Source organism: Streptomyces sp. NPDC059816, assembly GCF_042732055.1.
Classification (GTDB): Bacteria; Actinomycetota; Actinomycetes; order Streptomycetales; family Streptomycetaceae; genus Streptomyces.
Genome location: NZ_JBHWIQ010000008.1, coordinates 160,215 through 182,123 on the forward strand (window position 1 = coordinate 160,215; position 21,909 = coordinate 182,123).

The window sequence follows — 21,909 nt, forward strand, 5'->3', positions numbered from 1 at the left end:
CATGAGCGACACCACACAGGCCAACACCCCCAAGCCCCAGCTCAAGGCCAAGGTTGGTAAGGGGCCGGTGTGGGATTGGGCTGCCGGTCACGGACCCGTGACCGGCGCTCTGTCCGCCACCACCGGGGCGTTCGCCGTCGCCACTACCGGCGCCGCCGCCGGGATGCCCCCCGCATGGGCCATGGTTGTTGGTACCGCTGGGGCCATCGGCCACACCGTCACCAGCCTCCGTGACCGGCTCGCCGCCCGCACCATCGGCATGCGAGCCGCATCCTGGCTCGTGGGCGCCGGGTGGACCACATGGTCCATGACCACCGGCCCCCTCACCTGGACCGCTCTCGGGTCCCTCGCCACCCTCGGCGTCGGGATCGGCGCCGCCGCCCGCTCCACCCTCCTGCGCGAAGAAGCGCGCGAGTTGGAGGCGCTGGCTGCTGCGGACCGGCAGGTTGCTCGTGAGCTGTCGGCGGAGCGGCGGGCGATCGCTGCGGAGTGGGTGGATCGGGTGCAGCGGGTGTGTGGGGTGACGTTGCGGGTGTTGGCGGTGGAGATGTGGCCCACCGGGACCGGGTTCACCATCGACGCTGAACTCCCTCCGGGCGGTACCACTCACGAGAAGATCGCCCAGTACGCCCCGCAGTTGTCCGCCGACGCGCGTCTGCCGCACGGCTGCACCGCGGCTGCCTCTCAGGGCGTCAACCAAGGGCGCGTCCTGATCGACGTCACCACGGTGAACGTGCTCGCCGGGGAGATCCACTACCCCACCGACTACAGCCCCCTGTCCATCCACACCGGCCTGCCGTGGGGGGTGCGCACCGATGGCCGTGAGGTGCGGGCGTTCCTGCGTGAGCAGTGCGCGCTGATCGTGGGGCCGACGGGGTCGGGCAAGACGAACTTCGTCCACGATGTCCTCGCCTCGTTCGCCCGCGCCAAGGACATGCTGACCTGGGTCATCGACCTCAACGCCGGGTCGGCCGGCCTGCCCTGGGTCCGACCCACCCTCGGTGGTGGGGAGGCGGTGCGGCCGGGGATCGACTGGCTCGCCGCCTCCTACGAGGAAGCGATGTTGATGCTCGATGCGGCGGTCGCGGTCGGCAAGCACCGCAAGGTCGCCTACCAGGACCTCATGGCCCGCGCGAACACCGACCTGCTCCCGATCTCCGAGCAGATCCCGCAGATCATGGTCGTGATCGATGAAGGCGCCGAGATCCTCGCCAGCAACGACCCCCGAATGCGGAAGCTCGCGGCCAAGATCCTGGAAGTCATCCGCCTTCTACGCGCCATGGGGATTCGCACGGTCCTCACCGCGTTGGGCGCCACCGGCTCCGTCCTCGGAAACCTCATGATCCGCCGGGAAGCCAAGACCCGCGTCTGCCTGACCGGCGGCGAGGTCGAGGGCATGGACCTGTCGAAGGTGTTCCCCGGCTCCCGCGGACTCAAGGTCACCCAAGCCCCCTACAAGGGCGCCGGGTTCATGGGCACCCCCGAATCTGCCGCGGGCCTGTTCAAGGCATGGCGGATCACACCGAACCAGATCGCCGACATCGTCCACGCCACCTCCCCGCTCCACCCACGCCTGGACGACGTGTCCGCCAAAGCCGCCGGCCCCGCCTACACCCGCCGCTGGGACACCACCCGCACCGCGTGGATGCACGACACCACCCTCCAGCCCGAGCCGCCCGTGGAAACGAACGCCATCTCCCCGGCGCCCCGCACGGGTGGGTTGAACCTGTCCGCGCACCGCACCGGGCAGCCCCCCACGGCCCCGGCGGGGGCGGCGGGGGTGGATGAGGACGCTGCGGTGCGGGCGTTCATGGACCAGATCGACGCACAGTACGGCACCGCCCCCGAACCCGCGGCCCCGGCCGAGCCGGAGCCGGAGCCGCCCGCGGGGTTGAACCTGTCGGCATTCCGCAACGAGCAGGGCGACAGCGAAGCCCGCACGGCCGCGCTCGCCGTTCTCCTCGCCGCCGGCCACGAGGGCACCGGCGCATCAGCCATCGCCCGCGCACTCGCCGAGCAGCACGGCACCAGTCGACAGACCGTGGTCGGCTGGCTCAAGGAATGGGCTGACGAGGGTGTCGCGGTCCGGATCGGTGCGGGTACCAAGACCCGTTACGTCCACCACCGCAACACCCCCGGCACCCCCGCCGACGGCTGACCTTGTCGCCTGTCGCCCCCGCACCGCAGGAACACCCCCGGCGGGCCCTGAGAGGCCCGGGAACGGTGTCTGACCTGGGAGGCGACAAGCGACAAGACAAGACAAGCGACAAGCCACACGACAAGCGACAAGACAAGCCACACGACAAGCAAGTCACCGGGCAGCACCCCACACACGGGGTGCTGCCCGCCCTGTCGAAAGGGGCACCTTGTGCACGAACACGCCACGTACGAGATCACCACCACGCGCCCTCACACCCCGCCCGGGGTACCCGCCCGGCGGCCGGTGATCCTCCCCGCGGAGATCCCGCCCGGCGTCGACTGGGTCACCCTCCCCAACGGGGTTCGCACCCTCGCCTACACCCAACCCGCACCCCCGCCCCAGATTCCGGTTACGGCCCCGCAACCCATCCCTGCGTGGGCCAAGACCACCGCGCTCCTCGCGCCCACCGTCGGCGGGGGCATCGCCGCCGCTGGCGTCGGCCTCTCCTACGCCGCCCCGGGACTGATCGCCATGACCCATGCCCTGTGGTCCGCCGCCGCGCTCCTCGTCGCCGCGGTCATCGCCATCCCCGTCATCCTCCGCACCACCCGACAGACCCCGACTGCCTCCACCCACATCACCCAAAACATCACCGCCAACGGCCTGTTCGGCCGCGCCAACGGAGCCGTCCACCACCACTGAAAAGGACCCGCATGATTCGTACGGGACACGCCACCCGTGAGGGCACCGCCCTCGACAACGCCGACTCCGCCCGGGTGTACGTTCTCGCGGACGGGACCGTCGGAGCCGCCGTCATCGATGGCATCGGCCACGGGCCCCACACCTCCCGCACCGTGCCCCTGCTCGCGGAGACCGCCGCCCGCGTCTGCGCGCACCGCGGTGCCCTGTCCGGCGTCCTCAGCGCCGGACTCCTCGTCGCCGACGAGGGTCTGGACGGTGATGAGGCTGACGCGGTGGCCGTTGTCGCCCTGGTGGACACGGCCGGTGCTCGCGTCGCCTGGGTCGGTGATTGCCGTGCCTACGGCTGGGACGGCGACCGCCTCACCCTCCACACCACCGACCAGACCATGGCCGAATGGGTCAGCCAGTACGGCCCGCCGGTCGACGTCACCGCCCGCTACGGCGACTGGGTCCGCATCTCCCTGCACTCCGCGACCGTCGCCACCACCCGCGAGACCGACGTGCCCGACCCCCTGCTGATCCTCACCACCGACGGCGTCCACGACCAGATCCCCACGGACCTGATGGAACGCCTCGTACGCGACCACGCCACCGACCCGCAGACCCTCGCCGACGCACTCGTCAACGCCGCACAGCCGGACGAGACCGGCTACCGCGACGACGCCACCGCCATCGTCATCTCCGCACCGAACCCCGCCTAACCCAGCAACAAGCAAGGGCGGCCCCCCTCTCGCCAAAGACCGGGGCCGCCCTCATCCACCTATCAACTGAACCGTGGAGGTCTCAGCATGACCCACCCGACTGACATTCGGCGAGCCCCCGGAAGGGTTCCGCCCCTACTCGTCGTCGCGCTCGACCTCGCCGCAGCCGGTGTTCCGGTGCTGCCCCTGCGGGCGGGGAAGCTCCCGTTCGGCAACTGCCCCTCCTGCACGGAGAGTGCCTGCGGGGACCGGCCGCACATGAAGGCCGGCGGGCCCTGCCAGTGCCCGCGCCCGTGCCACGGGTGGGCCGCCGCCACCACCGACCCGCGCACCCTGACCTCCCCCGCGTGGTCGGCCGCGTGGCGGGCCGCGGGGTCCGTGGCCTACCACCCCGGGGGCGCCGACCTCACCGTGGTCGACCTCGACAGCCCCGCCGCGGTCGCCTGGGCCCAAGCCGAGCTGCCCCCGACCCGGACCGTCGCCACCACGCGAGGCGAGCACTGGGTGTACCGCGGTGCGATGCAGTCCACCAACGCCGTCCGGCCCGGCGTCGACATCAAATCGCGCATGGCCTACGCCCGTTGGCGCGGCCACGGAACCGGGACCATCACCGCCCTGCCAGACGACGTCCGGGCGCTGGCCGTGAAGACCCAGCCTGTTCAGCGCTCCGTTCCGGGCACCATCGCCGTTCCCGCGGCGGTGCGGGGTGGGGTGTGCCGTCACCGCTCCCCCGCCTACCTGGAACGCGGCATCTCCATGGCGGAGCAGGGCATCGCGGAGGCCCACAGCGCGATCCACAACAGCGTGTATCGGGTCTTCCTCGCCGTCCTGTCCACCCACGGCCGGTGCGGCTGCCTCACCGAAGCCCACGTCGAGCGGCTGTTCGTCGCCGCCCACGTCAAGGGCGAGTCGCCCCGGCACTGCGCGGACGCCTGGTCCAACGCCCGCACCGCGCTGGGGATGTAGCCGGTGTCCGAGGACGAGAAGACACCGGCCCGCGAGATCATCACCGACTACGCGCAGGCCCACTTCCGGTACTTCCGCACCGTCGACGGCACCGTCTACGCCCAGCGCAACGGCCATCCCGTCGCCCGCCCGATCCGCTCCCAGGGCACCACCGGCAGCCACCGCCAGGAACTCATGGCCCAGATGTTCCGCGACGGCATGGGCGTCTTCAACGGCACGGCCTTGAAGGAGGCACTCGACTTGATCGAAGCACTCGCGCTCACCGAGGACGTCCAGCCCGTGCACATCCGCGTCGCCCCCGGGTTCGACGGGGCGACCTGGCTCGACCTCGGGCGGGACGACGGCCAGTCCGTCCGTATCCACCCCACCGGGTGGGACATCCTCACCCCCGACCCGCGCGAGGTCTGCTGGCGCCGCACCCAACTCACCGGGGAACTCCCCCTGCCGGTCAAGGACACCGACGGCAAGGGCATCGACGCTCTGCTGCGGTTGTGCAACTTCGCCACCGCCGGGGCTGAGACCCTGGCCCTCGCGTGGCTGATCGGCTGCCTCGGCCCCGACGTCCCCGTCCCCGCCCCCTTCCTCACCGGCCCCCAGGGGGCAGGGAAGTCGACCGCCGGGCGGATGCTGGTGCGGATCATCGAAGGCATGAGCGGCGACCTGCGACGCGCACCGAAGGACGAGGAGAACCTGATCACCGCCGTCGCCGCCGGATGGGTCACCGCCCTCGACAACCTCTCCCACCTGGGCCCGGACCTGTCCGACCTGATGTGCTGCGTCGTCACGGGGGCGGAGAACATCAAGCGCGCGTTGTTCACCGATGGCGACGTCGTCCGCTCCCGCTACCGGCGCCCCCTCCTGCTCACCGGTATCGACGTCGGCGTCATCCGCCCCGACCTCGCCGAACGCCTCCTCCCGCTCCGGCTGGAGCGGCCAATGGTGCGGCGGACGGAAGCGGAGCTGTGGGCCGAGTTCGCTGAGGTGCTGCCCGTGATCCTCGGGTCCGTCCTCGATCTGGCCGTCACCGTCCGCGCCACCCGGGCCGACATTCCCACCGACCTGCGCATGGCGGACTTCGCCCACCTGTGCGCGCAGCTCGACACGGCCACCAGCCTCGGAGCGCTTGAGGCGTACCGTGCCAGCCTCGACGACCTCAACGACGACGTCATCGAGGGCGACCTGTTGGCACAGACCGTCCTCAAGCACGCCGCCACCCTCGAACCGGGCGCGGCGACGCGGATGACGTCCGCCGAGTGGCTCCACGCCCTCACCCTGCTCTACACCGGCGACGGGGACTTCCGCCCCTTGCCCAAGGGCTGGCCCACCACCGGCAAAGTCCTCTCCGACCGCCTCAAGAGGTTGCAGCCCGTACTCGCCGCCCGCGGTGTCCAGATCGAATGGGGCCGCACCAAGGCCGCCCGGTCTATCGAAATGACCCGCCCCCACCACCCGGCCGACGAGCAGCCCTCCCTGCTCTGACCGCAGGGTGTGCGGGACAAGCAAGAGGAGCACCACGCGGTACGCGCCGGGTGCTCCTCTTGCTGTTCGGCGGCTCGCCGCCGCGCTCAGGACGCGCCGCGAAGCGGCTCCTTCTTCAAGCCCTGAGGGCCGGACCACAACAGACACCCACCCTCTCTTTTCCTAAGAAGAGAGACGCTGCGTCACCTGCGTCACCAACGGCCCCAAAACCCCCGACGACCTGCGGGAACAAGGGTGACGCAGAGCCCCGAACCCTGCGTCACCCCGCGTCACCTGCGTCACCCCGGGGCAGACGCCCGCGTCACCCGGTGACGCAGCCGGTAGACCTCTGCGTCACCGAAAACAGCAGGTCAGACGCCTAGATGACGCAGATGACGCGATGACGCAGAAATCCCCACCTCGGACAACACCAGCCACCCGACGCCTGGCTCAGGTATTGCCCGCCCCTCCACGGAGGTATCGACGTGTTCACCGTCGTCCCGAGCGAGCTCCACGCACTCACCGTCCCCGAGGTCATGACCGCGCTTCGGCTGAGCCGAAGCAAGGTCTACGACCTCATCCGATCCCGGCAATTGGCGAGCTTCACCATCGGGCGCGCACGACGTGTCTCCCCTGGCAGTCTGCGCGCCTTCATTCAAGAACAGATCGAGGAGAACGCGGCCTGATGGCACCCCGCAAGAGGAATCCGAACGGTGCCGGGAGCATCTGGCAGCGCAAGGACGGACGCTTCGAAGCGCGCGTCTACGTCCCGCAGCCCGACGGCACTCGCAAGCGCAAGACCGTGTACGGCGCCACCTGGGATGAGTGCGACGAGAAGCGTCAGGAGCTCGTCCGCCGTGACCGGCAGGGCATCCCGACGCCCTCCCGGTCCGCCAAGCTCTCCGAGTGGCTGCCGTACTGGCTGGAGGACCACATCAAGCCCAACCGGAAGCGGACCACGTACGTGAAGTACGAGATGCATGTTCGGCTCTACCTGGTGCCGCTCCTGGGGAGCCGACGGCTGGAGTCCCTGACCACGGCGAACGTGCGGCGGATGATCTCGGAGGTCACCACGAAGGCGTCGGCCGCGACGGCCAAGGAGGCTCACCGCGTGCTCCGCACCGCGCTGACGGCCGCCTGCCGGGAGGAGCTGATCAGTCGCAACGTCGTCCAGTTGGTTCCGTCACCACGTGTCGAACCGCGCGAACTGCGTCCCTGGTCCCTGGACGAGACGCTGACGTTCCTGGAGGCAGCGCGGACGGACCCGCTCTACGCGGCGTTCGTCCTGGCGGTCGCCCTGGGCCTGCGGCGCGGGGAGATCCTCGGGTTGCAGTGGAAGGACGTGGACCTCGACCGGCGCGTCCTGACAGTGCGGACCACGCTGAACCGCGGTGGCAAGGAGCTGTACCTGGACTCGACCAAGAACCGGCGGGCCCGCATGATCCCGATCCCGCTGATGTGCGTAGCGCCGCTGCGGTGGCAGCGGCTCCGCCAGGCCGACCGGCGCGCGGCGGCTGGCCCCGAGTGGTACGACAGCGATCACGTGTTCACCACCCGGTCCGGTCGGCCGATCGAGCCGCGCAACCTGTACCGGTCGTTCCTGCGGATCGGGTCTTCGGCGAAGCTCCCGAAGGTCCGCCTGCACGACACCCGGCACGGGTGCGCGTCGCTGCTGTTCGCGGCTGGAGTCGCGCCCCGGACCGTGATGGAGATCCTGGGGCACTCACAGATCGCGGTGACGATGAACGTGTACACGCACGTGAGCGACGGTGACCGGCGAGAGGCCATGGGCCACATGGATCGGCTGCTAAAGCGGCGCCGTTAGAGGGGGCTGCCGTCAAGGACTACCGTCAACGCCCTCACGATCGATGATCGTGAGGGCGTTTTCCCAGGTGGTGTCTGGAGCCCCCTGTCGGATTCGAACCGACGACCTTCGCTTTACAAGAGCGGCGCTCTGACCAGCTGAGCTAAGGAGGCGTGCCCGTGCAGTGTACCGGGAGCAGGGTGCCCGCCCGCGGGGAAACAACGACGAAGTTCACACCCCTGCAACGGATGACAGATCGGGTGAACGGCAGGTAGCGTCCTGAGGCAGTTCACCCGAGTGGACTACACCACTGAGTTGCCCGTTCCGGGGTCCCGGAGCGGACCACCTTTACTCGGATCGTCCGGCACGTTCCTGCCGGTGAAGGGGGCTTCACAGCCATGGCTTCTGTCACGTTCGACAAGGCGACCCGCCTCTACCCGGGCTCCACCAAGCCCGCCGTGGACAGCCTGGAGATCGACATCGCGGACGGCGAGTTCCTCGTCCTCGTCGGTCCCTCCGGTTGCGGCAAGTCGACCTCCCTGCGCATGCTCGCCGGCCTGGAAGACGTGAACGGCGGTGCCATCCGCATCGGCGACCGCGACGTCACGCACCTGCCGCCGAAGGACCGGGACATCGCCATGGTGTTCCAGAACTACGCGCTGTACCCGCACATGACGGTCGCCGACAACATGGGCTTCGCCCTGAAGATCGCCGGCGTCAACAAGACGGAGATCCGCGCGAAGGTCGAGGAGGCGGCGAAGATCCTCGACCTGAGCGAGTACCTGGACCGCAAGCCGAAGGCCCTCTCCGGTGGTCAGCGCCAGCGCGTCGCGATGGGCCGTGCCATCGTCCGCGAGCCGCAGGTGTTCCTCATGGACGAGCCGCTGTCGAACCTCGACGCCAAGCTCCGCGTCTCCACCCGTACGCAGATCGCCTCGCTCCAGCGCCGGCTGGGCATCACCACCGTGTACGTGACGCACGACCAGGTCGAGGCCCTCACCATGGGTGACCGGGTGGCCGTGCTCAAGGACGGTCTGCTCCAGCAGGTCGCCTCCCCGCGCGAGATGTACGACCGTCCGGCGAACCTCTTCGTCGCCGGCTTCATCGGCTCCCCCGCGATGAACCTGGTCGAGGTCCCGATCACGGACGGCGGCGTGAAGTTCGGCAACTCCGTGGTGCCGGTCAGCCGCGACGCCCTGTCGGCCGCCTCCGAGCGCGGTGACCGCACGGTGACCGTCGGCATCCGCCCCGAGCACTTCGAGGTCGTCGAGCACAACGGCGCCGCCGCGAAGTCCCTGGCCAAGGACACCTCCGACGCGCCCGCCGGCCTCGCGGTCCAGGTGAACGTCGTCGAGGAGACCGGCGCCGACGGCTACGTCTACGGTGGCGCCGACCTCGACGGCGAGAGCAAGGAACTGGTCGTCCGCGTCAACGGTCGCCAGGTCCCGGAGAAGGGCACCTCGATCCACGTCGTGCCGAAGCCGGGCGAGCTGCACGTGTTCTCGACCTCCACGGGCGAGCGCCTCAGCGACTGATCGTCGGCCGCGGGCCGCGGGCCGAAGCGCCTTGACGGAGCCCGGTGTTCCAGGGACGTCCTCCCTGGAACACCGGGCTCCGTCGCGTCACGTCCGCGGCACTCCGGGGCCGAAATCGCTGCACACCGGGCGTTTCGAGCGGCGTTCGTCAACACGGGCGGGCGAATGAGGCCCTGCATCGTCCCTCAAGAGAGTGACTAAGTGTCTTCGCATGACTACCGCCCGCTACGCTTCCGTGCGTGACGCTTTCCCACACCTACAAGCAGCGCCGGAGGCGTGGCCCTGCCCGCCGCATCGGCCGCTCCCTCGCCTTCGTCCTGCCTGTCGTGCTGGTGCTGTCCGGCACCCTCGCGGTCACCTCCGTCAACTGGTCGGGTTCCCAGGACTCGGTGCTCACCGCCTCCGCGGAGAACCTGCCGCGCCGTGCCGAGGCCAAGGCCCCCGCCGCCCACGAAGTCCTACGCGACCGACTGCTGGTCGAACTCCAGGAGAAGGATCCGGGCGTCGCCCTGACCCGCCTCCAGCAGGAGGTCGACCGCAGGCCCTCGCTGTCCAAGCACTGCGTCTCCATCGCCCGCTCCCTCGGTCGGGCCGCCGTCCGCGCCTACGGGCCCGCCCGTGCGCAGTCGTACTCCCGCCCGGTCTGTGACACGGCCTTCGCCTCGGGCGTCGCCACCCAGGTCTGACATCCCAGGTCTGACATCCCAGGTCCGACACCCCCGGGTCCTCATGGCCCGCACCCGCCGCCGCGCGCCCCGCGCGGGTCACCCGCACCGTCGCGGGTGCGCCCCGCGAGGCGCGCGGCGGCGCCACGTACAGTTCCGTCATGACCGATCCGCACGTCCACGCACGTCCGACTCAAGCCGTCGTCCTGGCCGGGGGCCAGGGAACGCGGCTGCGCCCCTACACCGATGACCGGCCCAAGCCGATGGTGGAGATCCCCGGCACCGGCACCCCGATCATCGGGCACCAGCTGGCCTGGCTCGCCGAGGAGGGCGTGACCGACGTCGTCGTCTCGTGCGGGCACCTCGCCGAGGTCCTCCAGGAGTGGCTGGAGTCGTCGGACCTGCCGTTGCGGGTCACCACCGTGGTCGAGAAGGAGCCGCTCGGCCGGGGCGGCGGTCTCAAGTACGCTGCCGGTCACCTCCCCCACCCCGACCGGCCCTGGTACGCCACCAACGGCGACATCTGGACCCGGTTCTCGCTGCGCGAGATGGCCGCGTTCCACGCCGAGCGCGCCGCCACCGCGACCCTGGCCCTGGCCCGCCCCCGCATTCCGTGGGGCGCCGTCGAGACGGACCGATTCGGCCACATCACGGACTTCATCGAGGCCCCGCCGTCCCCGTTCCTCATCAATGCGGGCGTGTACGTCTTCTCCGCGGAGTTCACCGAGCTGCTGCCGGACCAGGGGGACCACGAGCGCACCACCTTCCCCGGCTTGGCGCGCGCCAAGCGCCTCGCCGGCTTCCCGATCCCGCAGGGCGCGTACTGGAGGGCCATCGACACGGCGAAGGACCTCACGGAGGCTTCGAAGGAGCTCGCCGCCCTAGCCCGCTGACCTGCTTCGTACGGCAACGCCCGAGGGGTCCGCGCACGATGCGCGGACCCCTCCGGCGTTGCCGTACGGGCCCGGTCAGTCGCCGCCGATCAGGCTGCCGACGAGCCCGGGCCGCCGCTCGGCGCCGCCGCCGGTCGTCCCGTTGCCGCCGGTCCCGGTGCTGCCGCCGGTGGCGCTGCCGGTGGACTCGCCGCCGCCCGTGACCCCGCCGGTGGCGCCCGCCGAGGCGCTGCCGCCCGAGGTGGGCCCCGCACTGGTGGCGGGCGCCCTGGTGGGCGCCGGCTGCCGGGCCGGGGGCTGCTGCGCCGTGCCCTGGGTCTGACTGGGCGTCCCGGCGCTGGCGGTCCCCGAGGACGGCGGGGTGCCGCCGGTCGCGGCGCCGGGGGTGGCCGCCGCCCGTGAGGGCTCCGGGGACGCCTCGCGCGCCGGTCGGGTCGGCGTACCGGATGCGGACGGGGTGCCGCTCCGCTCGGCCCGGCGCTTGCCGGGCTCCTGCGGCAGCGGTGAACCGGGCAGCTCGTTGCGCGGCGCCTGGCCCGGACCCGGCACGGTGACCCGGTCGGCGTCCCGCACGGCGCCGCCGAGCACCGAGCCCAGCAGCAGGGTGAGGCCCACCGCGACGGAGGCGACGACCGTGCCCCGGCGCAGCACCCGGCGCCGCAGCTCCCACAGTTCGGCGCGCGGACCCAGGGTGCGCCACGCCTCGGAGCCGAGTCGGCCGTCCGCGGAGTAGACCGGGGCGCCCGCGATGATCAGCGGTGACCAGGCGGCCAGGTAGATGATGTCGGGCGCGTCGTACGCGGGGACGGTCCGCCAGCTGACGGTGACGATCAGCGCGGCCGACAGCAGCGCGCCGACCACCGCGGCGACCCGCTGCCAGAGCCCCAGGACGGTCAGCACGCCCACGATGACCTGGAGGAAGGCGATGGTGAGCCCGGCGCCCACCGGATGCTGGAGCGCGAAGTCCCGCAACGGTTCCGCGAGGGCCCAGGGGTGGAGGGAGTTCAGCCACTTCACCATGGAGCCGCGTTCGCCGCCGTCGAAGTAGACGGGGTCGCTCAGCTTGCCCAGGCCGGCGTAGACGGAGATCAGGCCGAGGAAGACCCGCAGCGGCAGCAGGACCACGCCGAGGTTGAGGCGGCGGCCCGGGTAGTAGGCGTGGTGGGGTCGCCGGCCGTCGCCGTGCCGCGGCTCCCCGGTGCCGTCCGCGTCGAGCTCGTACCCGTCGTCGTAGCCCCTGTAGCCGTCGTCGTGGGGCCCGTAGCCCCCGTAGCCGGCGTACCCGTCGTAGTCGGCGTGGTCGTCGGGGCGGCGGTCGTCGGCGCCGACGACGGGCATGCCGGCCGTCTCTTCGTAGGCGCTACCGGTGCTGCGCATCTGGGCGGGCAGCAGTCGGGTCTCGGGACCGCCGGCGCCGGGGGTCTCCACCGTGTCGTCGAACGCGGTCCTGGGCGTGACCCGGGGGATGACCTGGGTGGCTCCACCGTCGCCCGGTTCGGCCCCGACGACCCGCCGTACCCCGGTCTCCCGCACGGCCTGGAGCAGCCCGGTGGCACCGGTGTCGCCCGGTGCCGAACGGCCGCTCCAGACGACGGGCGCGCGCCGGCGCGCGCCCGCCACGGGGACGCGCCCGGTGTCAGCGGCGCCCGCGGCCCGCGCGACCCGCGCGGAGCGCGTCGGCGTGGCGTTGAGCTGCACGCGGAAGCTCGCATGGTTGACGATGACCTGCGCCGGATCGCTCGGCACCTTCACCATGCTCAGCGCGGGAGCGTCGTCGAATCCCGACGAGCGGGCCCCCGTGAGTGTGCGGGGTGTTCTGGTGTCCACACTCATCTAACCGAGTGACGCGAGGTTAGGACACTGCCTTGACCACCCCAAGATGTCCGACCCCCGACAAGCGCCGGCACCCCGCCCCGGGCCCGTCCCGAGGGGGACGCGCCAGCAGGGCGCGGGTGGCGGACCGGCCGGCCCGGACGGGCTGACCGGCCGGGCCCCGCGGGTGGATCAGCGGCGCGACTGGGCCGCCTGGTACAGCACGATGCCCGCCGCCACGCCGGCGTTCAGGGACTCCGCGCCGCCGGGCATGGGGATGCGCACCCGCACGTCGCAGGTCTCCCCGACGAGGCGGGACAGCCCCTTGCCCTCGCTGCCGACGACGATGACCACGGGACCGCCGAGCGCGGCGACGTCGGCGACCTCCGCCTCGCCGTCCGCGGCGAGCCCGACGATGGCGATGCCGGCCTTCTTGTAGGCCTCCAGCGCCCGGGTGAGGTTGGTCGCCCGGGCGACCGGGGTCCGGGCCGCGGCGCCGGCCGAGGTCTTCCACGCACCGGCGGTCATGCCGGCGGCGCGGCGCTCGGGCACCAGCACCCCGTGGCCCCCGAAGGCGGACGCGGAACGCACCACGGCGCCGAGGTTGCGCGGGTCGGTGACCCCGTCGAGCGCGACGATCAGCGGGTCCTCGCCCGCGTCGTACGCGGCGGCGACGAGGTCCTCCGGGTGCGCGTACTCGTAGGGCGGCACCTGGAGCACGAGCCCCTGGTGGTTGAGCCCGTCGGTCATCCGGTCCAGCTCGGGCCGGGGCGCCTCCATGAGGTTGATCCCGCCGCGCTCGGCGGCGAGCTGCAACGCCTCGCGGACCCGCTCGTCGTTGTCGATGAACTGCTGGACGTACAGCGTGGAGGCGGGGACCCCGCCGCGCAGCGCCTCGACGACCGGGTTGCGCCCGACGACCAGCTCGGACGTGCCCTTGCCGCCCCGGCCGCGCGGCGTCGCGGTGCGACCCTGCGCGCGTCGGGTGCGGGCGTTCGCGGCGCGCTGCTTGACGTGCCCCTTACGCATCTCGGCGGGCGGGGTGGGGCCCTTGCCCTCCAGGCCCTTGCGCCGCTGGCCGCCACTGCCGACCTGCGCGCCCTTCTTGCCGGACATGCGGCGGTTGTTTGCGGCCATGACCTACCCGTTTCCTGTGGATGAGACCGCGTACGGTTCCGCGTACGGGTCAGTGTGCGTATGTGTGTACGAGTGTGCCGCCCGGCGGAGCGGGCGGCACCTCGCGTGCGGCACTAGCGCGGTCCGAGCGTCCAGCGGGGGCCCTGGGCACCGTCCTCGATGACCAGCCCGGACTGGTTGAGCTGGTCCCGGATGGCGTCCGCGGTGGCCCAGTCCTTGCGGGCGCGGGCGGACTCGCGCTGCTGGAGGACCAGCCGGACGAGCGTGTCGACGACGCCGTGCAGGTCCTCGCCGCGGTCGTTCTCCCCGGACCAGTGCGGGTCCAGGGGGTCGAGCCCGAGGACGCCGAGCATGGCCCGGACCTCCGCGAGCCGTGCCACCGCGGCCTCCTTGTCGTCGGCGGCCAGCGCGCTGTTGCCCTGGCGGACCGTGGTGTGGACGACGGCGAGCGCCTGCGGGACGCCGAGGTCGTCGTCCATGGCCTCGGCGAACGCGGGCGGCACCTCGCTAGCCGGTTCGACGGGGCCCCCGGTCTTCTCCACGACCCGCTGCACGAACCCCTCGATCCGGGCGAACGCCGACTCGGCCTCCCGCAGGGCCTCGGGGCTGTACTCGATCGTGGAGCGGTAGTGCGGGGTGCCCAGGTAGTAGCGGAGCACGATGGGCCGCCAGTGCTTGACCATCTCGCTGACCAGGACGGAGTTGCCGAGCGACTTCGACATCTTCTCGCCGCTCATGGTGACCCACGAGTTGTGCACCCAGTACGTGGCGAACTCGTCGCCGTACGCCTGGGCCTGCGCGATCTCGTTCTCGTGGTGCGGGAAGATCAGGTCGATGCCGCCGCCGTGGATGTCGAAGGCGGTGCCCAGGTACTTGTGGGCCATGGCCGAGCACTCCAGGTGCCAGCCGGGCCGGCCGCGACCCCAGGGGGTCTCCCAGTCCGGTTCGCCCGGTTTGGCGGCCTTCCACATGGCGAAGTCGCGGGGGTCGCGCTTGCCGGTCTCACCCTCGCCCGCGGGCTGGCGCAGCTCGTCGAGGTCCTGGTTGGACAGCGACAGGTACCCGGGGAACGAACGCACGTCGAAGTAGACGTTGCCGTCGGCCTCGTACGCGTGTCCGCGTTCGATGAGGCCGCGCATCATCTCGACCATCTCGGTGATGTGGCCGGTGGCGCGGGGCTCGTAGGTGGGCGGCAGGCAGCCGAGCGCGGCGTACCCGTCGTTGAACGCGCGCTCGTTCTCGTAGCCGATGGACCACCAGGGGCGACCCTGCTCGGCGGACTTGTGGATGATCTTGTCGTCGATGTCGGTGACGTTGCGGACGAACGTCACTTCGTAGCCGCGGTAGGCGAACCACCGCTGCATGATGTCGAAGTTGAGGCCCGAGCGGATGTGCCCGATGTGCGGAGCGGCCTGCACGGTAGCGCCACACAGGTAGATCGAGACACAGCCCGGAACGAGGGGGGCGAAGTCACGGACCTGCCGGGCGCTGGTGTCGTACAGGCGAATAGTCACCCCCCCAGGGTAGTGGTCGCGGGGCAGTGCCCCGCGACCCCTAGGGCGTACGGGGCACTGATTTCGCGACAACGCGGTGGTGGGCCGGACACCGGTTCCCAAGGGTCAGATCCGGCCAACCACCTTGCGCGGGGTGACGCGGACGACGACGCGTTGGGCGTCGTCCGCGGAGGCCGGGTTGAAGTCGGCGTACTGCTTGCCGGTGTACTTGACCGACAGTTCGTCGATCAGCTCGGGGCCGCCCTCCGTGGTGAGCTGGGCGGTGCCGCGGATCTCCGCGTAGGAGTAAGGGGCGTCGAAGGGCTGGAGGAGCACCGTGATCCGGGGGTCCCGGCGGAGGTTCTGCTCCTTGCGGCGCCCGATCGTGGTGGAGAACAGCACGTCGTCCCCGTCCCGTTTCACCCAGACCGGCGACAGCTGGGGGCTGCCGTCCGGCTGAACGGTCGCGACGGTGATGAAGACGGGGCCGTCGAGCAGGGCCTTGAGGTCGTCGGAGAGCTGGGTGGACACGGGGTTCCCCTTCGCTGCCGGTTCTGGTGGTACGCGCACATCGCGCCGACCCACCGTTACCCCGCCGGGCCGCCCTCGAACCCGACCGGTCCCGTCCCCGCCGACCGGCCGGTGCCCGGGGGACGGCCGGTGCGACAGGGGCAGCAGAGGTGGCTGCGGGGGCGGGACGTGGGTCAGTCGCGGGGGTGGACCAGGGCGGTGGCGATCGCGGCCAGGCCCTCGGCGCGACCGGTGAGCCCGAGACCGTCCGTGGTGGTGCCGGACACGGTGACCGGTGCGCCCACGGCGGTGGAGAGCGCCTGCTGGGCCTCGGCCCGGCGCCGTCCGATCTTCGGGCGCACCCCGATCACCTGCACGGACACATTGCCGATCTCGAAGCCGGCGGCCCGCACGATCCGCGCGGCCTCCGTCAGCAGGGCCACTCCGGACGCCCCCGCCCACTCGGGCCGCGCCGTGCCGAAGTGCGCCCCGAGGTCCCCGACCCCGGCGGCGGAGAACAGTGCGTCGCAGGCCGCGTGCGCGGCGACGTCCCCGTCGGAGTGCCCGGCGAGCCCGTAGCCGCCGCTGTCGGCCTCGTCCCAGCGCAGTCCGGCGCACCACAGTTCGCGCCCCGCCTCGAAGGCGTGGACGTCGGTACCGATCCCCACCCGGGGGAGAACCACCTCAGAAGCCATCGTTGGCCCTCCTGCGGGCGAGTACGGCTTCGGCCAGCACCAGATCGAGCGGCCGGGTCACCTTGAACGCCTCCTCGTGCCCGGGGACGAGCACGACGGGCCGCCCGGTGCGCTCCACCATCCCGGCGCAGTCGGTGGCGCCCTCCCCGTCGACGGGGACGGTGGCGTGCGCGTGCACGAGGGCGTCCCGGTGGAAGCCCTGCGGGGTCTGCACGGCGCGCAGCCGGGCCCGCTCGGGGGTCGCCACCACCGGCTCGGGGTCGTCGGGGCGGGCCGGGTCGCGCGGCTCGACCTCCTTGACGGTGTCGGCGAGCGGCAGCGCGGGCACCACGGCGGGCGCCCCGGCGTGCACCGCGGCGATGACGGCGTCCACCGTCTCGACGGGCACCAGCGGCCGGGCCGCGTCGTGCACGAGGACGGTGTCGATGTGCGCCGGCAGGGCGTCGAGTCCGAGGCGGACGGACTGCTGGCGGGTGTCGCCGCCGGGCACGACCAGGAAGTCGGTGCGCTCGGGCAGCGCATGGGTGTCGAGGAGGTTGCGCACCTCGGCCGCCCCGTCGGGCGGGGCCACCACGACCACCAGCGCGACGGTGCGGGAGGCCGCCATGGCGCGGACGGCGTGGATCAGGAGCGGGGTGCCGCCGAGGGGGCGGAGTGCCTTGGGGGTGCCGGGGCCCAGCCGGACCCCGCGGCCGGCCGCGGGGATCACGGCCGCGGTCCGGGCGGCTGGAGGCGCGGGGCGCGAATCGTCAGACATCGCTTCCGTTCAGGTTTGTGTGCTCGGCCGACATGGGTATGGCCTGGGGGTACCCCCGGCCGGTGGTTGGGGGAGTGTTGGGTGCGACGCCTTGACCGGAGCCCTTCCGTGACCTTTGGTCGAGCCGCTGCGCGTACCCGGCACGCCAGGGGCGGCACCGGCGGGGCACGGGGGCGTTTTCGAGACGATTCCACGAGTCCGGCCCGGTGCTCCGGTCGCGCCGCGTCCGCATGCGCGGTGCGTCCGCCCGCAACGGGGCGTCGACGCACGGTGGGCGCCCCGGTACACCGTCTTCCCCGACCCCGGCGACCGCTGGGGCGCGGGGAGGGAGTGCGGACATGCCGCAGCGCCCGGCGACCTTCTCAGGTCATCGGGCGCCACGGCATTTCCCCGCGTCAGAACCGGTCGCGCCGGATCGGGCGCTCCCGGGTCGGCACGGGGGTGGATGTCAGGACGCGAGCACTTCGTCGAGCAGCGCTTCGGCCTTGTCCTCGTTGGTGTTCTCCGCGAGGGCGAGCTCGCTCACCAGGATCTGGCGAGCCTTGGCGAGCATGCGCTTCTCACCTGCGGAGAGTCCGCGCTCACGCTCACGGCGCCACAGGTCGCGAACGACCTCGGCGACCTTGATGACATCACCGGAGGCGAGCTTCTCCAGGTTTGCCTTGTAGCGACGGGACCAGTTCGTGGGCTCCTCGGCGTACGGCGCGCGCAGCACCTCGAAGACCCGGTCCAGCCCGTCCTGACCGACCACATCACGCACGCCGACGAACTCCGCATTGTCCGCTGGCACACGTACCGTCAGGTCACCCTGGGCGACCTTCAGCACCAAGTAGGTCTTGTCCACGCCTTTGATCTGGCGAGTTTCGATGGCCTCGATCAGCGCGGCCCCGTGATGGGGATAGACCACGGTGTCGCCAACCTTGAACGTCATGTGACAGGTACCCCTTCCGTGGCTATCAAGGGTAACACGGATACGGCGTCTTCTGAATGGCGTTTTCGCAGGTCAGGGCATATCTCGGGGCTTGACAACAACAACCGGAACGTGCTGCGGCGGGGGTCGCGGGACCGCGCCCCGGCGGGTATTCGCAGGTGGGAGCCGATGTCCGGGCGGGGTGAAACGTGCACGTTACGGACCCGGGCCGGGGACCTCAAGGGGGCGAACGTCCCGGTTTGCCGGGTTCGGTTCGGGTCAGTTCCGCGCACTCCCCGGTGTTCCCGCTACTCCGTTCGGCGGCCGGAGCCGCGTTCTGGAATTGATCACCACGAGTGCGTTGATCAATTCCACCGTACGGTGTTGATTGATACGCGGGATTGCCGGAAAAACCCGCCGTCCGCTTCCTCGGGTTTGACGGTCGACTTCCCCCCGGCTTTGCGGTCCGCTCCGTCGAGGTGAGGGGTCGGCTTCGGCGGGCTTAGCGGCCCGCTTCCCTGGGCTTATGTGAAAGGTCAACGAGAGGACAATTCGCGGCCCCGGGGACGGCCCGCACCCCCCGCGGACCGACCGCCCGTGCCACCGCCCGACCGCCAAGGGGCGGGTCGGGTGCGGTGCCCGGACAGCGGGTCGATAACCTAAGCCCGCTGACACACCCTTAGGGCGGCTTTATGGCCGCCCTGCTCGCCGTACGGGCCCCCATCGGCCCGGCACCCGGGCTCCGGGGTCGTCACACCCGCTTCACCTGCTCCACCCGCACGAACCGCTACGACCAGCACCACCGCAGGACCGTTCCGTACCGCCCACGTTCAAGGAGTTGCCGCCGCCGTGAGCAGCAGCCTTCGACGCGGCGCCCTCGCCGCCACCGCCATCGCGTTCTCGATCGCCTCGCTCACCGCCTGTGGCGCCGGCACGAACGCCCAAACGCTGGGGATCAAGCCGGACAACGCCGCCGTCACCGTCGGCGAGATCCAGATCCAGAACTCCAACATCGTCACCCAGCCCGAGTTGGAGGCGAAGGGCCCCGCGGCCATCTCCGTCACGCTCTTCAACAACGGCGACAAGGACCAGACCCTCGACGCGATCACCCTGACCGGGTCGGGCGACAAGGCCGAACTGAAGCCCGCGAAGGGCTCCGGGAAGGTGACCGTGCCGGCCGGCGGTTCCGTGGTGATCGGCGGCAAGGACAACGCGTCCGCGCTGCTGCCGAGCGGCCGGGAGTCCGTGAAGGACGGCGACGCGCAGAACGTCACGTACACCTTCAGCTCGACGGGTGACGTGAAGATCGACAGCTTCGTGGTCCCCGCGGCCAGCTACTTCGAGGAGTGGGGCCCCACCGAGGCGCCGGCCGCCCCCGGCCAGGAGGCGTCCGCCGAGGCGGAGCCGTCCGGGACCGGTTCGCCGGCCGCGGACGCGACCGGCGAGGCCACCGGTGAGGCTGCGGAGCCCGCCGACGGCGCGTCGAGCGCGACGGGCAGTGCCTCCGCGCCGGCCACCGGTGACACCGGCGGGTCGACCCCCGCGACCGGCTGACGACCGACCTGCGGAACGCGTACGGCGAAGGGCGGGACCCACCTGGGTCCCGCCCTTCGCCGTGCGTCCACCGGCCCGTACGGGCGCGGCGGGTCGCTCTACGGCTCGAACTTGTAGCCGAGCCCGCGCACCGTGACCAGGTACCGGGGCGCGCCCGGGTCCGGCTCGATCTTCGCCCGCAGGCGCTTGACGTGGACGTCCAGGGTCTTGGTGTCGCCCACGTAGTCGGCGCCCCACACCCGGTCGATCAGCTGCATGCGGGTCAGGACCCGGCCCGCGTTGCGCAGCAGCATCTCCAGCAGGTCGAACTCCTTGAGCGGGAGGTCCACCTTGGCGCCGGCCACCGTGACCACGTGCCGGTCCACGTCCATCCGGACCGGGCCTGCCTCCAGCGCGGCCGGCGTGACCTCCTCGGGCTCGCCGCGGCGGCGCAGCACGGCCCGGATGCGGGCGACCAGTTCGCGGGACGAGAACGGCTTGGTGACGTAGTCATCGGCTCCTATTTCCAGCCCGACGACCTTGTCGATCTCGCTGTCCTTCGCGGTGACCATGATCACCGGGACGTTGGAGCGGCTGCGCAGTTGGCGACAGACCTCGGTGCCGGGCAGCCCCGGCAGCATGAGGTCCAGCAGGACCAGGTCGGCCCCGTTGCGTTCGAACTCGTCCAGGCCGTCGGGCCCGGTGGCCGCGATGGCGACCTCGAAGCCCTCCTTGCGGAGCATGTACGACAGGGCGTCGGAGAAGGATTCCTCGTCCTCGACGACGAGTACTCGGGTCACGGAAGGACCTCCGGGGAGGGAAGCGGTGCGTACGGGGGTGAAGCGGATGTACCGGACTGCCCGTGGTCGTCGTCCCCGGTACCGGGATCGCCGGTGTCGGGGGCCTGGTCGGGCTCCAGGGGTGCGCGGTCGCGGGGGGCTCCCGCCTCCGGCAGCCGCAGGGTGAACGTGGAGCCCTGTCCTTCGGTGCTCCACACGGTGACCTCCCCGCCGTGCGAGGCGGCCACGTGCTTGACGATGGCGAGGCCCAGGCCCGTACCACCGGTGGCACGGGAACGTGCCGGGTCGACCCGGTAGAAGCGTTCGAAGACGCGCTCCTTGTCCCGGTCGGGGATGCCGATGCCCTGGTCGGTGACGGCGACCTCGATCAGGTCGCCGCCGGGGTGGGTGACCCGGCGGGCGGCGATGCCCACCCGGGTCCGGGCGGCGCTGTAGTTCACGGCGTTCTCGACGAGGTTGCCGAGGGCCGCCGCGAGCTGTCCGCGGTTGCCCCAGATCTGGAGGGCGGCGGTGCCGCCGGTGGCGATGGTGATCTGCTTGGTGCCCGCCTGGTGCCGACATCGGTCGATCGCCTCCGCCACCAGGTCGTCCACCCGGACGGGCTCCGCGTACTCCAGCGGGTCGTCGTTCTGGACCCGCGAGAGGTCGATGAGCTCCTGGACCAGGCTGGTCAGCCGGGTCGCCTCGATCTGCATCCGCCCGGCGAACCGTTCCACGGCCTCCGGGTCGTCGGACGCGTCCATGACCGCCTCGGACAGCAGCGACAGCGCGCCGACCGGGGTCTTCAGCTCATGGCTGACGTTGGCGACGAAGTCCCGGCGGACCGCCTCGATGCGGCGGGCCTCGGTGAGGTCCTCCACGAGCAGCAGCACCAGCCGGGACCCGAGCGGGGCGACCCGGGCGGAGACCGCCAGCGCCTCCCCGCCGCGACCCGCGCCGCGCCGCGGCAGGTCCAGCTCCACCTGGCGTATCTCCCCGTCGCGCCGGGTGTCGCGGGCCATCTGGAGCATCGGCTCGATGGCCAGCTTCCCCCCGCGCACCAGTCCGAGGGCGTACGCCGCCGAGCTGGCCTTGACGACGCTGTCGGCCTCGTCCAGGACCACCGCCGACGAGCGCAGCACCGAGAGCACGGTGTCCACGCCCGGCGGCAGCACCGGCTCGGTGTGCAGGGAGCTGCGGGCCGGACGTTTCAGGTCGCGCTCGCTCCAGCGGAACGCCAGCATGGCGATGACGCCGGTGAGCACCCCGGCGATCGCTGCTGCTGCGGCGACCGCCGCGTTCACGTCCATGTCTCCAGGTTAGGCACGCCCCGGGGAGCGTCCACAGCCATCCCGGTGTCAGCTACGACACTCGTCGCCCAGAGTTCACCGAGGGGAAAGGGCCGATTCACCCGCGGTG

20 protein-coding genes and 1 tRNA gene are annotated in these 21,909 nt (G+C 71.6%); 11 read left to right on the forward strand and 10 right to left on the reverse strand.

Going from position 1 to position 21,909, the window contains the following annotated elements:
• Position 1: 1 nt before the first annotated feature.
• From ACFV88_RS13525 to ACFV88_RS13555, 7 genes are all read left to right on the forward strand, one after another.
• The gene (locus ACFV88_RS13525) at positions 2-2,158 is read left to right on the forward strand and encodes a hypothetical protein (protein ID WP_385489783.1); all 2,157 of its coding nucleotides are present in this window, start codon (positions 2-4) and stop codon (positions 2,156-2,158) included.
• 210 nt (positions 2,159-2,368) lie between these two features.
• Positions 2,369-2,842 carry a hypothetical protein gene (locus ACFV88_RS13530; RefSeq protein ID WP_385489786.1) on the forward strand — a complete coding sequence of 158 codons (474 nt, stop codon included), beginning with the start codon at positions 2,369-2,371 and terminating at the stop codon, positions 2,840-2,842.
• Positions 2,843-2,853: 11 nt separating this feature from the next.
• On the forward strand, positions 2,854-3,543 hold the full coding sequence (locus ACFV88_RS13535; protein ID WP_385489789.1) for a hypothetical protein: 690 nt from the start codon (positions 2,854-2,856) through the stop codon (positions 3,541-3,543).
• An 87-nt stretch (positions 3,544-3,630) separates the two neighbouring features.
• Positions 3,631-4,509: a bifunctional DNA primase/polymerase gene (locus ACFV88_RS13540; RefSeq protein WP_385489792.1), complete on the forward strand. Its 879-nt coding sequence runs from the start codon at positions 3,631-3,633 to the stop codon at positions 4,507-4,509.
• Positions 4,510-4,512: 3 nt separating this feature from the next.
• Positions 4,513-5,988, forward strand: coding sequence for an ATP-binding protein (locus ACFV88_RS13545; protein WP_385489795.1), 1,476 nt, complete (start codon positions 4,513-4,515; stop codon positions 5,986-5,988).
• Between the two features lie 464 nt (positions 5,989-6,452).
• Positions 6,453-6,653 carry a helix-turn-helix domain-containing protein gene (locus ACFV88_RS13550; RefSeq protein WP_385489798.1) on the forward strand — a complete coding sequence of 67 codons (201 nt, stop codon included), beginning with the start codon at positions 6,453-6,455 and terminating at the stop codon, positions 6,651-6,653.
• Positions 6,653-7,792: a tyrosine-type recombinase/integrase gene (locus ACFV88_RS13555; protein WP_385489801.1), complete on the forward strand. Its 1,140-nt coding sequence runs from the start codon at positions 6,653-6,655 to the stop codon at positions 7,790-7,792. Before ACFV88_RS13550 ends, ACFV88_RS13555 begins: the two co-directional genes overlap by 1 nt.
• 75 nt (positions 7,793-7,867) lie before the next feature.
• Here the strand turns inward: ACFV88_RS13555 and ACFV88_RS13560 are convergent.
• A tRNA-Thr gene (locus ACFV88_RS13560) sits at positions 7,868-7,944 on the reverse strand.
• Positions 7,945-8,169: 225 nt separating this feature from the next.
• On the opposite strand from ACFV88_RS13560, the gene ACFV88_RS13565 reads away from it, so the two are divergent.
• The 3 genes from ACFV88_RS13565 to ACFV88_RS13575 all read left to right on the forward strand — a co-directional run bounded on the left by ACFV88_RS13565 (position 8,170) and on the right by ACFV88_RS13575 (position 10,864).
• On the forward strand, positions 8,170-9,306 hold the full coding sequence (locus ACFV88_RS13565) for an ABC transporter ATP-binding protein (protein ID WP_385489804.1): 1,137 nt from the start codon (positions 8,170-8,172) through the stop codon (positions 9,304-9,306).
• A 239-nt stretch (positions 9,307-9,545) separates the two neighbouring features.
• A complete protein-coding gene (locus tag ACFV88_RS13570) occupies positions 9,546-9,992 on the forward strand; it encodes a hypothetical protein (protein ID WP_385489808.1) in 447 nt (148 codons plus the stop codon).
• A 140-nt stretch (positions 9,993-10,132) separates the two neighbouring features.
• Positions 10,133-10,864, forward strand: coding sequence for an NDP-sugar synthase (locus tag ACFV88_RS13575; RefSeq protein ID WP_385489810.1), 732 nt, complete (start codon positions 10,133-10,135; stop codon positions 10,862-10,864).
• Positions 10,865-10,939: 75 nt separating this feature from the next.
• Here ACFV88_RS13575 and ACFV88_RS13580 read toward each other — a convergent pair whose 3' ends face one another.
• From ACFV88_RS13580 to ACFV88_RS13610, 7 genes are all read right to left on the reverse strand, one after another.
• The gene (locus ACFV88_RS13580) at positions 10,940-12,697 is read right to left on the reverse strand and encodes a DoxX family membrane protein (RefSeq protein ID WP_385489813.1); all 1,758 of its coding nucleotides are present in this window, start codon (positions 12,695-12,697) and stop codon (positions 10,940-10,942) included.
• 171 nt (positions 12,698-12,868) lie between these two features.
• Positions 12,869-13,813 (reverse strand): 23S rRNA (guanosine(2251)-2'-O)-methyltransferase RlmB, encoded by a 945-nt coding sequence (gene rlmB / locus ACFV88_RS13585; RefSeq protein WP_385489815.1) that lies wholly within the window; start codon positions 13,811-13,813, stop codon positions 12,869-12,871.
• A 113-nt stretch (positions 13,814-13,926) separates the two neighbouring features.
• Positions 13,927-15,327: a cysteine--tRNA ligase gene (cysS, locus tag ACFV88_RS13590; RefSeq protein ID WP_385489818.1), complete on the reverse strand. Its 1,401-nt coding sequence runs from the start codon at positions 15,325-15,327 to the stop codon at positions 13,927-13,929.
• Positions 15,328-15,432: 105 nt separating this feature from the next.
• A complete protein-coding gene (locus tag ACFV88_RS13595; RefSeq protein WP_385489820.1) occupies positions 15,433-15,837 on the reverse strand; it encodes a PPOX class F420-dependent oxidoreductase in 405 nt (134 codons plus the stop codon).
• A gap of 173 nt (positions 15,838-16,010) precedes the next feature.
• Positions 16,011-16,511, reverse strand: coding sequence for a 2-C-methyl-D-erythritol 2,4-cyclodiphosphate synthase (gene ispF / locus ACFV88_RS13600; protein WP_385489823.1), 501 nt, complete (start codon positions 16,509-16,511; stop codon positions 16,011-16,013).
• A complete protein-coding gene (gene ispD, locus ACFV88_RS13605; protein ID WP_385489825.1) occupies positions 16,501-17,268 on the reverse strand; it encodes a 2-C-methyl-D-erythritol 4-phosphate cytidylyltransferase in 768 nt (255 codons plus the stop codon). Before ispD ends, ispF begins: the two co-directional genes overlap by 11 nt.
• A 448-nt stretch (positions 17,269-17,716) precedes the next feature.
• Entirely contained in the window at positions 17,717-18,199 is a 483-nt protein-coding gene (locus ACFV88_RS13610) for a CarD family transcriptional regulator (protein ID WP_003953493.1), read from the reverse strand.
• Between the two features lie 828 nt (positions 18,200-19,027).
• Between ACFV88_RS13610 and ACFV88_RS13615 the strand changes: the two genes are divergently transcribed.
• A complete protein-coding gene (locus ACFV88_RS13615; RefSeq protein WP_385489827.1) occupies positions 19,028-19,732 on the forward strand; it encodes a DUF461 domain-containing protein in 705 nt (234 codons plus the stop codon).
• Between the two features lie 98 nt (positions 19,733-19,830).
• Here ACFV88_RS13615 and ACFV88_RS13620 read toward each other — a convergent pair whose 3' ends face one another.
• Both ACFV88_RS13620 and ACFV88_RS13625 read right to left on the reverse strand, forming a co-directional pair.
• Complete coding sequence (locus tag ACFV88_RS13620) at positions 19,831-20,511, reverse strand: response regulator (protein ID WP_385489829.1); 681 nt, start codon at positions 20,509-20,511, stop codon at positions 19,831-19,833.
• Positions 20,508-21,800 (reverse strand): sensor histidine kinase, encoded by a 1,293-nt coding sequence (locus ACFV88_RS13625; RefSeq protein WP_385489832.1) that lies wholly within the window; start codon positions 21,798-21,800, stop codon positions 20,508-20,510. The genes ACFV88_RS13620 and ACFV88_RS13625 overlap by 4 nt, the downstream gene beginning before the upstream one ends.
• Between the last annotated feature and the right edge of the window lie 109 nt (positions 21,801-21,909).

What these genes read in the sequence shown, in the direction of transcription:
- ACFV88_RS13525 (WP_385489783.1), top strand. Translation starts at nt 2, where the DNA reads ATGAGCGACACCACACAGGCCAACACCCCCAAGCCCCAGCTCAAGGCC.
- ACFV88_RS13535 (WP_385489789.1), top strand. Translation starts at nt 2,854, where the DNA reads ATGATTCGTACGGGACACGCCACCCGTGAGGGCACCGCCCTCGACAAC.
- ACFV88_RS13540 (WP_385489792.1), top strand. Translation starts at nt 3,631, where the DNA reads ATGACCCACCCGACTGACATTCGGCGAGCCCCCGGAAGGGTTCCGCCC.
- ACFV88_RS13555 (WP_385489801.1), top strand. Translation starts at nt 6,653, where the DNA reads ATGGCACCCCGCAAGAGGAATCCGAACGGTGCCGGGAGCATCTGGCAG.
- ACFV88_RS13565 (WP_385489804.1), top strand. Translation starts at nt 8,170, where the DNA reads ATGGCTTCTGTCACGTTCGACAAGGCGACCCGCCTCTACCCGGGCTCC.
- ACFV88_RS13575 (WP_385489810.1), top strand. Translation starts at nt 10,133, where the DNA reads ATGACCGATCCGCACGTCCACGCACGTCCGACTCAAGCCGTCGTCCTG.
- ACFV88_RS13580 (WP_385489813.1), bottom strand. Translation starts at nt 12,697, where the DNA reads ATGAGTGTGGACACCAGAACACCCCGCACACTCACGGGGGCCCGCTCG.
- rlmB (WP_385489815.1), bottom strand. Translation starts at nt 13,813, where the DNA reads ATGGCCGCAAACAACCGCCGCATGTCCGGCAAGAAGGGCGCGCAGGTC.
- ispF (WP_385489823.1), bottom strand. Translation starts at nt 16,511, where the DNA reads ATGGCTTCTGAGGTGGTTCTCCCCCGGGTGGGGATCGGTACCGACGTC.
- ispD (WP_385489825.1), bottom strand. Translation starts at nt 17,268, where the DNA reads ATGTCTGACGATTCGCGCCCCGCGCCTCCAGCCGCCCGGACCGCGGCC.
- ACFV88_RS13610 (WP_003953493.1), bottom strand. Translation starts at nt 18,199, where the DNA reads ATGACGTTCAAGGTTGGCGACACCGTGGTCTATCCCCATCACGGGGCC.
- ACFV88_RS13625 (WP_385489832.1), bottom strand. Translation starts at nt 21,800, where the DNA reads ATGGACGTGAACGCGGCGGTCGCCGCAGCAGCAGCGATCGCCGGGGTG.